The sequence below is a fragment of the Plantibacter sp. PA-3-X8 genome, assembly GCF_003856975.1.
Classification (GTDB): domain Bacteria; phylum Actinomycetota; class Actinomycetes; order Actinomycetales; family Microbacteriaceae; genus Plantibacter; species Plantibacter auratus.
Genome location: NZ_CP033107.1, coordinates 59,039 through 71,555 on the forward strand (window position 1 = coordinate 59,039; position 12,517 = coordinate 71,555).

At 69.0% G+C, this 12,517-nt stretch carries 13 protein-coding genes and 1 tRNA gene; 3 read left to right on the forward strand and 11 right to left on the reverse strand.

The features are described 5' to 3' along the window. Positions 1-2: 2 nt before the first annotated feature. Both EAO79_RS00265 and EAO79_RS00270 read left to right on the forward strand, forming a co-directional pair. Positions 3-665, forward strand: a complete 663-nt coding sequence (locus EAO79_RS00265) for a YqaJ viral recombinase family protein (RefSeq protein WP_124767348.1) — start codon at positions 3-5, stop codon at positions 663-665. A 42-nt stretch (positions 666-707) separates the two neighbouring features. Continuing rightward, positions 708-1,934 (forward strand): ROK family transcriptional regulator, encoded by a 1,227-nt coding sequence (locus EAO79_RS00270; RefSeq protein ID WP_124767349.1) that lies wholly within the window; start codon positions 708-710, stop codon positions 1,932-1,934. Here the strand turns inward: EAO79_RS00270 and EAO79_RS00275 are convergent. Together EAO79_RS00275 and EAO79_RS18985 are read right to left on the reverse strand one after the other, a co-directional pair. Next, positions 1,901-2,674, reverse strand: a complete 774-nt coding sequence (locus tag EAO79_RS00275) for a DUF998 domain-containing protein (protein ID WP_164486845.1) — start codon at positions 2,672-2,674, stop codon at positions 1,901-1,903. The two genes, EAO79_RS00270 and EAO79_RS00275, sit on opposite strands and share 34 nt — an antisense overlap. After that, complete coding sequence (locus tag EAO79_RS18985) at positions 2,671-3,300, reverse strand: Pr6Pr family membrane protein (RefSeq protein ID WP_164486847.1); 630 nt, start codon at positions 3,298-3,300, stop codon at positions 2,671-2,673. Before EAO79_RS18985 ends, EAO79_RS00275 begins: the two co-directional genes overlap by 4 nt. Before the next feature lie 301 nt (positions 3,301-3,601). Between EAO79_RS18985 and EAO79_RS00280 the strand changes: the two genes are divergently transcribed. Further along, a complete protein-coding gene (locus EAO79_RS00280; RefSeq protein WP_124770005.1) occupies positions 3,602-4,558 on the forward strand; it encodes an NADP-dependent oxidoreductase in 957 nt (318 codons plus the stop codon). Positions 4,559-4,608: 50 nt separating this feature from the next. Here the strand turns inward: EAO79_RS00280 and EAO79_RS00285 are convergent, their stop codons facing one another. The 9 genes from EAO79_RS00285 to EAO79_RS00325 all read right to left on the reverse strand — a co-directional run bounded on the left by EAO79_RS00285 (position 4,609) and on the right by EAO79_RS00325 (position 12,494). Continuing rightward, positions 4,609-6,660 carry a hypothetical protein gene (locus tag EAO79_RS00285; protein WP_124767351.1) on the reverse strand — a complete coding sequence of 684 codons (2,052 nt, stop codon included), beginning with the start codon at positions 6,658-6,660 and terminating at the stop codon, positions 4,609-4,611. Positions 6,661-6,834: 174 nt separating this feature from the next. Beyond that, positions 6,835-7,386: an N-acetyltransferase gene (locus EAO79_RS00290; RefSeq protein ID WP_124767352.1), complete on the reverse strand. Its 552-nt coding sequence runs from the start codon at positions 7,384-7,386 to the stop codon at positions 6,835-6,837. Positions 7,387-7,465: 79 nt separating this feature from the next. Further along, a complete protein-coding gene (gene rplA, locus EAO79_RS00295; RefSeq protein WP_079706704.1) occupies positions 7,466-8,155 on the reverse strand; it encodes a 50S ribosomal protein L1 in 690 nt (229 codons plus the stop codon). 114 nt (positions 8,156-8,269) lie between these two features. Further along, entirely contained in the window at positions 8,270-8,701 is a 432-nt protein-coding gene (gene rplK / locus EAO79_RS00300) for a 50S ribosomal protein L11 (protein WP_056014074.1), read from the reverse strand. A gap of 93 nt (positions 8,702-8,794) precedes the next feature. Next, positions 8,795-9,757, reverse strand: a complete 963-nt coding sequence (gene nusG / locus EAO79_RS00305; RefSeq protein WP_079706703.1) for a transcription termination/antitermination protein NusG — start codon at positions 9,755-9,757, stop codon at positions 8,795-8,797. 139 nt (positions 9,758-9,896) lie between these two features. Next, entirely contained in the window at positions 9,897-10,169 is a 273-nt protein-coding gene (secE, locus tag EAO79_RS00310) for a preprotein translocase subunit SecE (protein WP_079706702.1), read from the reverse strand. Between the two features lie 41 nt (positions 10,170-10,210). Next, positions 10,211-10,283, reverse strand: a tRNA-Trp gene (locus EAO79_RS00315). Positions 10,284-10,457: 174 nt separating this feature from the next. Then, a complete protein-coding gene (locus tag EAO79_RS00320; protein WP_124767353.1) occupies positions 10,458-11,813 on the reverse strand; it encodes a signal peptidase I in 1,356 nt (451 codons plus the stop codon). An 81-nt stretch (positions 11,814-11,894) separates the two neighbouring features. Further along, positions 11,895-12,494: a hypothetical protein gene (locus EAO79_RS00325; protein WP_124767354.1), complete on the reverse strand. Its 600-nt coding sequence runs from the start codon at positions 12,492-12,494 to the stop codon at positions 11,895-11,897. Between the last annotated feature and the right edge of the window lie 23 nt (positions 12,495-12,517).

Below are 12,517 nucleotides of genomic sequence, written 5' to 3' on the forward strand. Positions count from 1 at the left end.
AGGTGAACTCAGCTCTGCTCTCCCGGATCGTCGCTGACTCCAGCGACCGCATCTCGTGGTTGCGGGCTCGTTCGCGCGGGATCACCGCGACCGACGTCGCCACCCTCTCGACCCCGGCCTCGATCCAGCGGGCGGCCGACGCGAAGCTCGGCGGGACGGGCTTCTCCGGCAACGCCTTCACCGACCACGGTCGCGCCCGCGAGCCGGAGATCGCCCGGTGGGTCGCCGCGACACACGGGATCAACCCCTCGTCGGCGCTCTTCCGGGCCGAGGTCGAACATCGCCACCTCGCCACCCCCGACGGCATCGCCGTGACCGAGCGCGGGGCCGTCGTGCTCGCGGAGATCAAGACCACGACGAAGTCCTGGCGCTCGATCCCCCGCAACTACCTGCGTCAGGTGTGGTGGCAGCAGTACGTGATCGGCGCGGAGCGGACGCTCGTCGTCTGGGAGGAGCATAAGGACTTCGTCCCCATCGACGACGAACCGCTCTGTCGATGGGTCGAGCGGGATGACGTCGAGATCGCGAAGCTTGTGGGCCTTGCGAACGCACTCATCGACGAGCTGTACCACCGCACCAATCCAGCCGCCCGGCGCCCGGTCCTCCCGGAGCCTGCGCCCGTCACTCGGCAGCTCCGGGAACCACTGCTGAGCGCCGACTTCTGACGACAAGTCGACAGAAGTCGGCCGAGGTGGTTGACTGTCGCCATGACCGAGCCGCTACGCCCCTCCCCCGGAGCACCGGGCGCCGGCGACCTCTTCCAACTCTTCCGCGGCGGTGAGGCACGCACGAAGTCGGAGTTGTGCGCCCTGACCGGCCTGGCCCGCTCCACCGTCTCCCTCCGGATCGACGCCCTCGTGGCCGCAGACCTGCTCCGTCCCGCTGGAGAGGCAGCCTCCTCGGGTGGTCGCCCGCCCGCACGGATCGCATTCAACCCGCTCGCGCGCGTCGTCGTCGCCGTCGACCTGGGGGCGACGCACGGGACGGTGGCCGTCACCGACCTGGCCGGCGCGATCCTCGCGACGAGCCGCGCGGAGCTGCAGATCGCCGCAGGACCCGAGCCCGTCCTCGACTGGGTGGTCGAAGCGGCGTCGGCCCTGCTGGCCGCTCCGCACACCTGGGCCACACCCCAGCCGGTCGCGCCCCCGGTCATCGGGATCGGGATCGGGCTTCCGGGGCCGGTCGAGCACTCGACCGGACGGCCGACGAACCCGCCGATCATGCCGGGCTGGGACCGTTTCGACGTCCCCGCCTACATCCGTCGGACCATCGACGTCCCGGTCCTCGTCGACAACGACGTCAACGTCCTCGCGCTCGGCGAGCACGCGATCTCCTGGCCGGACACCGACGACCTCGTCTACGTGAAGGTGTCCACGGGTATCGGTGCCGGCATCATCGCGGGTGGCGAGCTGCAGCGCGGGGCACTCGGTGCGGCCGGCGACATCGGGCACGTCCAGGTCCCCGTCGGCCGAGACTCCCCGCGCGCTGCGGACGACGAGCGCGACCTCGAGGCCATCGCGAGCGGGCCGGCGATCGCGACCGAGCTCCGCGCCCGCGGGATCGACGCCGTCAGCAGTCGCGACGTCGCAGCACTCATCCGCGCGGGCGACCGTACGGCCATCGAGACCACGCGGCAGGCCGGCCGGGAGATCGGTGAGGTGCTCAGTGTCGTGGTGAACCTCCTGAACCCCTCGGTGATCGTGCTCGGTGGGACGATGACCCGGGCGGGTGAACATCTCCTCACCGGTGTCCGCGAGGTGGTGTACCGCCGGTCGATGCCGCTCGCCACCGGACACCTCGGCATCGTCACCTCGACGGCCGGCGAGGAGGCCGGGGTGTTGGGAGCGGCGATCATGGTGCTGCGCGACGCCCTGTCCGCACCGGCGATCGACGCGATGACTCAGCCCCGGGCGCTCGAGGCCGCGTCGACCTGACGCGCGTCCTCCAGTGCGGAACCAGGGCGTCCGACGTCGTCCGCCTTCCCGACGGCGAGGACTTCCGCCAGGCCGTACCCGACGAGCCAGAACAGGGCGATGGTCATCGCCGCGAACTCCAGCCAACTGCCGACCTGCTGCCCGACCTCCGCGAGTGAGAGCAGGCCACCGAGCCCCGCGACCACCGCGACGGCGGATCCGGCGAACCAGGACAGCCGCCGGACGGCGCGCAGCCGCGACCCGAGGGCCGACCCGATCATCGCCAGGCAGGCGAGGGCGAAGCCCAGCACGGCGAAGGAGATGTGCACCGCGTCCTGGAGCGTGAACAGCGGATTCGACGGGATCGGGCACTCGTAGGTGCAGGTCACCCGGGACGCCACGAGGAAGCACAGGCTCGACAGTCCCACGAGCAGCCAGGGGATGAGCAGCAGTCCAACCCTCGTGCGGCGATGACCGGGCTCGCGGGACGGGACCACTCGCTGCAGCGCCACGGCGATGCTGAGACCACCGACCGCGACCATGAGCAGTGCCGCGTTGAAGACCGGCGCCGTCACCTCGCCGGTGGCACCGAGGCCGCTCACGTAGCTGTTCTTGCCGAGGCTGAGTCGTGCGGCCCAGATCATGATCGTGGCGACCACGACGAGCACGCCACCGATGATCGCGAACCCGAGGGCGACGGATCGGCGCCGACGGACGGCCGACGGGCGAGAGACCCGCTGGTCTGAGGTGCCCCCCGTCATCCGCGGATGAGCCTCGTCCGGCTCAACGCGACGACGGCGCAGCCCATCAGGCCGATGAACCCGGCGATGGCGATCATGTACACGACGACGGCTCCCCAGCCGCCTGGCTGGGCCGGGTTGAGGAACGGGTACGGGTACCAGCCGACGATCGATCCGCGGATCATCGTGTAGACGGTCCAGACGAGCGGGAACGCGATGATCGCCCACACCTGACGCCATTCCAGGCGGGACTTGCCGGGCGTCACGATCCAGACGAGCACCAGATAGATCGGTGCGATGAGGTGCAACACCTCGTTCGACCAGCCGAGAGTGTGCCCCTGGTCGAGGGCGATGCCGCGGAGCAGCAGGTTGTAGACGACGCCCGTGGTCGCCATGTAGGTCACGACGCAGCCGAGGACCAGGTTGTACCAGGCCGGATCGCGTCGCAGGCGGAAGCAGAACCCGGCGCCGACCAACAGGACGATCGCACTCAGCGCGTTCGACAGGATCGTGAAGTAGCTGAAGAAGTTGACGAAGAAGTCGTCGGGCGCATCACCGAAGGACAGGGTGTAGACGAACTGGCCGACGATGGCGGCGATGATCACCCCACCCGCGATGATCCTGATGACTCCGAACAGTGCGCGCATTGCGCCACTGTATCGGAAGCACGCGCCCGAGGATCGGGCGACAGTCGGGCCGCCGTGTCCCCCGAAGAGAGGGAATCGTTTCCAGCCAATTGACACCCCCGTAACAGCGCCGACTCATTCGACGGCTTTGATGAGAACAGAGCCGGACCACGCACCGGAGCGAGACTCGTCGCCGAGCCGACCTCCGCCGGGTGGAGCTTTCGGGGGATGAACGACGAAGGAGTACTCGATGCGTCAAGGAGTCGGACACTCCTGGTCTCTGGCGACAACCGCGGACGCGGTGAAGCCGGCACCGGAGACCATGCGAGCCGCGGTGATCGACGCCGTCGGCAGCCCTGAGGTCCTCCGGATGGAGACCGTACCGACACCGCGTCCGGTCATGGCGGAGTTCCTCGTGAAGGTCGTCGCGGCCGGCGTGAACCCGGTCGACGCCAAGACCCGCGCGGGCCGGGGCGTCTCCTCTGCCATCACGGCGATGCCGGCCGTCCTCGGGTACGACTTCAGCGGCATCGTGGTCGAGTCGCCCTTCGCTGCCGCCGGCCTCCTGCCCGGTGACGAGGTCTACGGCATGACGAGCTTCCCGCGGACGGGCGGCAGCTACGCCGAGTACGTCGCGGTGTCCTCCCTGAGCCTGACGCGGAAGCCGACGACGCTGTCACACGTCGAGGCCGCCGGGGTCCCTCTCGCCGCGCTGACCGCGTGGGGCATGGTCGTCGACGTCGCGAAGGCGCACGAGGGACAGCGCATCCTCATCCACGCCGGGAGCGGCGGTGTCGGGCACTTCGCCGTGCAGTTCGCCACCTACTTCGGCGCGCGGGTGATCGCCACCGGCTCCGGTCGCAACGTCGGTTGGCTGCGCGAACTCGGCGCCCATCAGGCTGTCGACCACGAGTTGCACCGGTTCGAGGACGTCGTCGACCAGGTCGACGTCGTGATCGACCTCGTGGGCAACACCGTGGACGACACGGGGTCGCGTTCCCTGCGGGTCCTCCGCCCTGGCGGGCTCATCATCAACGCGCCGACCGGTTCCTGGCCGACGCTCGAGGAGGAGGCCCGGGCCGCAGGCGTCCGCGCGACGCGGTTCACCGTGGCCCCCGACGGCGCCACACTCGACACCATCAGTCGACTGCTGGAGTCCGGGGACGTCCGGGTGTTCGTCGACCAGGTGTTCGACCTCGACGCCGTCCGGCAGGCCCACGTGCTTCTCGAGGGCGGTCACTCACGCGGCAAGATCGTCCTCAAGGTCGCCGACGGCTGACGACCGAGGCCGTCGGGTGACGACGCCGCTACGGCGCCGCCACCCGACGCTCAGCGGACGAGGGTGAAGTCGTAGGGCAGTGTCCTGACCACCGTGCCACCCACGGCTTCCGTCACCGTGCCACCCGAGTACCGAGCAGGCAGGTAGTCCGACGGCCAGGTGATGCTCCAGTCGCCCTGCGGTCCGGCCGTGACGCTCCCGAGGTCCGTGCCCCAGGCCCCGCGGATCTGGATCAGGGCGCCGGGGTTCGCGCGGCCGGAGAACACCGGCCGGGTTCCGGCGATGGTGCCGCCGAGCGCGGGCGACACCACCTCGAGGCGTGGGACGACGACGGTGAAGTCGTAGACGACCGAGTGGGTCTGCTCCCCGTCCACGAACTGCCGGACGGTGCCGCCGACGTACCGTGCGGGCAGCAGGGTCTTGTTCCAGGTGATGGTCCATCGACCGTCGTCGGCGACGCGGTCGACGGCGCCCAGGAGGTCTCCCGACGCACCGCGGATCTCGATCGCCGCACCCGGCTGCGCGGTGCCCGTGAACACGGGGTTGGTCTCCAAGACGATCGCCCCGACCGACGGGGAGGTCACGACGAGGGGCGCCACCCGCCAGTCGACTCGGAAGTCGTACGGGACGCTCGTGAACGGCTTGCCGTCGAGGTACTGCCGGACCGAACCGCCCGAGTAGGTCCCGGGCGTCAGCGCCTTGTTCCAGGTGAGCGTCCAGGTGGCGTCCGTCTCCACGCGGGTCTCACCCAGGAGCGAACCCCACGCTCCGTAGACCTGGATCAGTGCGCCGGGCTGACCGGTCCCGGAGAACACCGGGGCGCCGGGCTCGAGGACCCCACCGGTCGCCGGCGAGAGCAGGACGACCGGGGCGTCGGGAACCGGCGCACCGGCCTCGATCGTCGCGGTCCACACCTGGTCGATCCCTGTGGCGCGCACGGCGCCGTCGAACACGCCGACGGCGGCATCGGCGTTCGCGGTCAGCGCCAGGGTGAACGATCGGTTCGCGGCCGTGATCGTGCCCCGGTAGCTGTTGCTCGCGGGGTACCAGCTGAATCCGGCCGGCGCATCGCCGGTGGGCCTGAGCCCGGCCGGGACGACGATCTCCGCGGATCCGGACACCGATTCGGTGAAGGCGACGGGTACCTCGACGGCGTCCCCCTGGCGGACGGTGACGTTCGGGATGGTGACACCAGGCGCGATGGGTGCCGCGAGGACGTTCGCCGTGAAGTCCGCGAGCTTCACCCGGTTCGTGGACCAGCTGACGCTCCCGCCGGTGGCCAGGCCGAGCCGCGCGTCGGCGTCGGCAGTGAGGGTGAAGGTGACGGCGGTGGTGCCGATCGGCAGGGTGCCGCCGGTACCGGTGCCGTCGAGCGCGAAAGCCGGGTTCGCCACGGCGGTGATCCTGGTGCCGAGGGGCGGCACGATGTCGATCCGTTGTCCGCCCGCATCCGTGTTGAAGGTCGCCTGGACCTGGACCGACTCGCCCTGCCGGAGCGACGGGGTCGGCACGGAGGCCGACGGCGACAGGTCCGGCACCAGCTGGCTCATCACCAGCTTGCTGACGTCTGCGTCGTTGTTCGGCCCGAATCCGAGTTGCATGTCCTTCGTGCCGACCCCGAGGACGTTCAGGCGCCGCCCGGACGGATCGGTGAGGAACCCGTCGGCGGCCAGCGTGTACTGCGTGCTCGCCGAGGAGCAGCTCGCCACGCGCACGAGATCGGTCCTCGTGCCGCCCCGGTCCGTGGTGAGGCACTGGCCGTTGATCTCGATCCGACCGCTGGTGCCGACGGCAGGGAAGGTCGCGGTGGCGGCGGCGGCCAGCGCTGCCTCGTACGACAACCCGTAGGGCCCGCCGGTGCCGATCGACTGCGGGTGGGTGAGCCACTGCGAGGACCCCCGCGGCGCCCATCCGTGGAATCCGGTGGACCACGCCGGATCGGTCACGAACTTGCCGCGCAACCGCGGCTGCGTGGCGGTCACCGACGTCTCCGCGTCTGATCCGGCCTGACCGACGGGCGCGGCCGATGCCGGACCGGACACCAGTGCTGTGGCGGCGACGGCCGTCAGGACGACCATCGAGAGGGCTGTGTGGGGCTTCATGGAGGGGCGTCCTTTCGTGATCGGGCCTGTCGGCCCGCGCCGCCTCGGCCTCCACCAGGAGGGAGACGTGCTTGGGAGGATCGAGGGCGCAGCTCACCGAGCGCCGCTCATGTCGTCCACAAACATATCAGTCGACAGCTTGCTCGTCCGCACTCCTACCGAGGCCTGCCAGGGCTAGCCGATCGGGCCCCGTTCCGACATCCGCTCCATCACGAAGTCGTCGTGCCGCTCGGGCCCGACCAGGAACGTCTTCGTCCCCACCACCTCGAAGCCGCTCTTGCCGTAGAACCGGATCGCCCTGGCGTTCTGCTGGTTCACCCCGAGCCACACCGACGTGACGCCTCGGGACCGGGCGTCGTCGAGCGTCGCCTCCATGAGCATGCGCGCTCCGCCGGCACCGTGGCTCGCGGGGAGCACGTACAGCTTGCTGAGTTCCGCTGTCGGGCGGTGCGTGACTGCGGCGAGCACGTCGGGGTCGATCGGATCACCGAAGACGAGCATCGTGTAGCCGATGGCCGTGCCGTCATCGTCGTCGACGAGGAGCCGGAGCGCGCGTCCGGGATCTGCCAGGTAGCCGGTGAACCGGTCGAGGGTGAAGTGCTCGGCGATGAACGCGTCGATGTGCTCCTGCGCGGTGCCGGGTGGGCAAGCGAGGGCGAAGGTCGCTGCGGCGAGCGTGCCGAGGGTGGCGGCGTCGTCGGCGTGAGCAGTGCGGGTGGAGACCATCCCTGCATCGTACGACGCCACCCCGGAGAACGACGAAGGCCCGGTCGCGTGACGCGACCGGGCCTCCGTACTGGTGAGACTAGATGGAGTTGACGTCCAGCGGGATGCCGGGGCCGAACGTGGTCGACACGGCGCCCTTCTGGATGTAACGGCCCTTCGAGGAGGACGGCTTGAGGCGGAGGATCTCCTCGAGCGCGGTGTTGATGTTCTCCTCGAGCTGCGATGCGTCGAACGAGGCCTTGCCGACGACGAAGTGCACGTTGGAGTGCTTGTCGACGCGGAACTCGATCTTGCCGCCCTTGATGTCGGACACGGCCTTGGCCACGTCCGGCGTCACGGTGCCGGTCTTGGGGTTCGGCATGAGGCCACGGGGACCGAGGACCTTACCGAGACGACCGACCTTACCCATGAGCTCCGGGGTGGAGACCGCGGAGTCGAACGAGGTGTAGCCCTCGGCGACCTTCGCGATGAGCTCGTCGCCGCCGACCTCGTCAGCACCGGCCGCGATCGCGGCCTCTGCTGCCGGGCCCGTCGCGAAGACGATGACGCGGGCGGTCTTGCCCGTGCCGTGCGGGAGGATGACCGTGCCGCGGACCATCTGGTCCGCCTTGCGCGGGTCGACACCGAGCTTGAGCGCGACCTCGACGGTGCTGTTGAACTTGGCGGAACCGGTCTCCTTGGCGAGGGCGACGGCCTCGTTCGGGGTGTAGAACTTGTCAGCCTCGATCTTCTCGGCTGCGGCCCGGTAGGCCTTCGACTTCTGTGCCATGTGTGTTCTCCTATGAGAAATGTGGTCATCTGCGCCTGGCCGGCGCTGCCACGAGTGAAAAAGAAAGGTGCGAGGGTGTGGCCTGGACGGCTCACCCCGTGCGGTTCGGAAGGACTAGCCCTCGACCGTGATGCCCATGGAGCGGGCGGTGCCGGCGATGATCTTCGCGGCTGCGTCGATGTCGTTCGAGTTCAGGTCGGGAGCCTTCTGCTCGGCGATCTGACGGACCTGCTCCTTGGTGAGCTTCGCGACCTTGACGGTGTGCGGGGTACCGGAGCCCTTGGCGACGCCGGCGGCCTTCTTGATGAGCTCCGCTGCGGGCGGGGTCTTCAGGATGAAGGTGAACGAACGGTCCTCGTAGACGGTGATCTCGACGGGGATGACGTTGCCGCGCTGCGACTCGGTGGCCGCGTTGTACGCCTTGCAGAATTCCATGATGTTGACGCCGTGCTGACCAAGGGCGGGGCCGATGGGGGGAGCGGGGTTTGCGGCGCCGGCCTGGATCTGCAGCTTGATGAGACCCGTGACCTTCTTCTTCGGTGCCATGTTTCTTCCTTCTTCTGGGGTTCGAACGCCATCGGATGATGTGCGCTCTCCCGCGCGCCCGTCGGGCGGCGGTGGACTGTGGAGCCGTGTGGCTTAGAGCTTGGTGACCTGGTCGAAGCTGAGCTCGACCGGCGTCTCGCGCTCGAAGAGGGAGACGAGCACCGTGAGCTTGCCGCTCTCGGGCTTGATCTCGCTGATGGAGCCGGGGAGGCCCGCGAACGAGCCTTCCTTGATCGTGATGGTCTCGCCGATCTCGAAGTCGACCTCGGCGGGGATGACACGCTGCTGCGTGGCGCTGCCCTTGGTGCCGGAGCCCTTGACGGGCGCGGTCTCCTTGACCTCGACGAGCGACTTCAACATGTTGAAGGACTCTTCGAAGCGGAGCGGCGTGGGGTTGTGCGCGTTGCCGACGAAGCCGGTGACGCCAGGCGTGTGGCGGACGACCGACCAGCTGTCCTCGTTGAGGTCCATGCGGACGAGCACGTAGCCGGGGATGCGGACGCGGGTGACCATCTTGCGCTGGCCGTTCTTGATCTCGACCACGTCTTCCATGGGGACCTCGACCTGGTAGATGTAGTCCGCGACCTCGAGCGTCGACTTGCGCTGCTCGATGTTGGCCTTCACCTTGCGCTCGAAACCGGCGTAGGAGTGGATGACGTACCACTTGCCGGGCAGGAAGCGGAGTTCCTTGCGGAACGCGTCGTAAGGGTCTTCCTCGGACTCCTCGGCGGGCTCGGCGTCGGCGTCGGTGGGGTCTGCCTCTTCTTCGGCGATGGCCTCTGCTGCGGCTTCGACCTCGGCTGCCTCGTCGAGTTCGAGGGCGTCGTCGACGACGGCGTCGGCCTCGGGGTCGACGGCCTCGGCCATCGCGTCGAGCACGGCGTCGAGGTCGACCTCGGTGTCGCCGGTCTCCTCGACGTGGACGGCGTTGTGCTCAGCGGGGTCGACGGAGTGCTCGTCGGCCGAGAGCACGTTGCCCTCCTGGGCCTCGTCGTCCTCCGAGGACTGCTCGGCAGCGGTTGCCCAGTCGACGTCGTTCGAGTTTCGCTCAGACACTGATTTCCATTCCGTTTCTGTTGTGCGGATCGTGGGTGATCCCCGACCGCGGCGCCAGATCCTGGCGCGTGACGACTGCGTCGCCGTCTGTGATTGTGGAACCCTGGTGCCGGACCGGAGCACCGGAACCTGAGCGGAACTAGCTCGCGGTACCGAACACCAGCGTGACGACCCAGGCGAAGACGAAGTCGATGCCGTAGACGAGCGCCATCATGATGCAGACGAAGACGAGCACCACAGCCGTGTAGCTGAGGAGTTCCTTCCGCGTCGGCGTGACGACCTTCTTGAGTTCCGCGAAGACCTGCTTCAGGAACAGGACGATGCCCGAGAAGAAGCCGCGCCGTTCGGCACGGTCCGCCTTCGCCTTGACGACGACGTCCTCGCCGGGCGTGTCGGTACTCTTCGGGGCCACTCGTTACACCTTTCGTGTGCCGGTGCATACGCACCGACTCGCAGGGCGGACAGGACTTGAACCTGCAACCTGCGGTTTTGGAGACCGCTGCTCTACCAATTGAGCCACCGCCCTTCAGTGCTGACGCACCGGAGGGGTCGAAGCTACCCTGAGCTCCTGAGCGTTGCCTCACCGCAGGGGTGAAAACAGGCGCAGAAAATCATGGCAGATTTCAACTACCTCCATCCAGTGTACGGCACGGTCGCCCGGCTGTAAAACCGGCGGGACCCTGCAGCCGACCACGGTCGGTCACGGGCGCCCGGCTGCCGCGTGATCGGCGACTTCCTCGACCGACAGCGCGCGCAGATGAACGCCGACGGCGTCGAGGTCGCCCCCGAACCAGGGCGACGTGGGGGCGTTCGGCCAGCCAGCCGTCACGTTGTCGAAACCGATACGCCAGTAGCCGCGGTAGTTCGTGGAACCGGTGCTCGGGTTCGACGCGACCAACTCGCCGTCGAGGTACAGCTCCATTCCTGACGACTCAGACATGACGGCGACCACGTGATGCCACTCGCCGTCCACCACCGGTTCAGGCGACATGACGACCTCAGGCGAACCGGACTGCACGCCGAACACCAGTCGTCCGTCAGGGCCGATGTACAGGTGCCGATCGGCCTTCCAGGACCCGACCGTCTGTGCCACGCCGAAGCCGATCAGCTTGCCCTGCGGGCGCGTGGTGCGGAACCAGGTCTCGAGCGAGAAGGTCCGCGGCGAAGAGACCTGAGGCATCGTCGTGACCTGGGTCCCGACTCCGTCCAGTCGGGCGAAGGGACCGTCGCCACAGCCACCGTCGACGCGCACGGCCTCGTTGCTGATGAAGGCGAACCCGGGGCCGGACCCGGCGTTGACGAGCGCCGTACCGCTCGGCTCGTTGAAGTCGAACCACATCTCCGGAGCACCGAGCGGCTGGCCGAGGCAGGAGAACACCTCGGTTCCGAGGTGGTTGCCCGAGGAGTCCGCGGCGCTCGTCCAGGACGCACCGGCGGTCGGCACGACTGCCGCGATCGCCAGGACACCGGCCAGAGCGACGCCACCCACCGGGGCCATGGCCTGCAACCGCCCACGCGAGGTCGTGCGGCCACGCTCGTCGACGAGGAACCGCCGCGTCCACACGATGGCGCAGCCGGTCGCCGCCGCCGAAGGGGCGAGCAGGGCCAGCTCCGCCCACCGACCCTCGTGCGCCCACACGATCGGAAGTCCGATGAACGGGACGCGGAGGATACCGAGACCACGGACATCCTGATCGTCCACGAGCTGCCGATCCGGTTGACGGTTCGCGTCGCCTTGCAAGCGGAGCCGGTCGAACGTCCGCTCGACGACGCGATGCAGGAGGTAGGTGTCGTCCTTCGCGGGGTCATCGACGAGCACCACCTGCCCTGCCGCGGCGTCGGCGCCGTCGATCGGCATCGAGACGACGACGTCGCCGGTCCTGATGCGCGGCTCCATGGAACCTGACGCCACGGTGGTCGGAACCCACCCGACGAGCTTCGGCACAGCGGCCCACGCCAGGAGGCACAGCGCGAGCAACGCGAGGACGCGCGCACCGAGGGCGACGACCACGATGCCGGACGACACGATGCGCCGGCGGGCGGATGACGGTTCCATGAGAGCTCCCAGAGGGACGAGGTGGACGGGGACAGGCGGGCCGCGGTGCTCCCGTCAGCGGGACGAGAGCACCGGGATCGCCTAGGAGGTGCGACCCTCCCAGACGAGGTCGACCGCCGCCGTGCCGCCCTGGACGGTGTTCGGCGCATCCGGGGACAGCGTGTACGTGACCTTGAAGACGCGCTCCTCGCCGCCGCCGACGGAGGCCCACGAGCCGAGTCCGGACGCGTGGTCGAACGCAGTGTTCGCGAGGCCGGCGAGGGTGCCGCTGTAGACGGACGCGCCCGTGGTCGCGGGGACGAAGTCCTCGCAGGACCCGTAGCCGCCGCCGGCGCCCTGGAGGATGTCGAGCTGCAGGTGCTGGTCGAGGTCCTGCGTCTGCGCCGCGTTGTCCGCGTAGAGACGGATGTCGGACGACAGCGAACCGTCCGAGGTGACGGCGATGCAGTTCACACCGGTCGAGCCGGGCTGCAGGTCGTCCGCGGCGAACATCGCGGCGCCGGAGTCGTCATCGCTCAGCGCGATCGCTCCGGCACTCCAGGCGTTACCGGAGTTGTCAGTCGACGAGGTGAAGGCGGCGTAGGAGGCGGTCGAGACGATGACGCCGCTCGCCAGGACGGCGACGGGCAGTGCGGCCCAGCGGACGAGACGGCGGGATCGAGGGGACAGGGCGGTGGTCATGGTGATTCTCCAGGGTCGGGGCC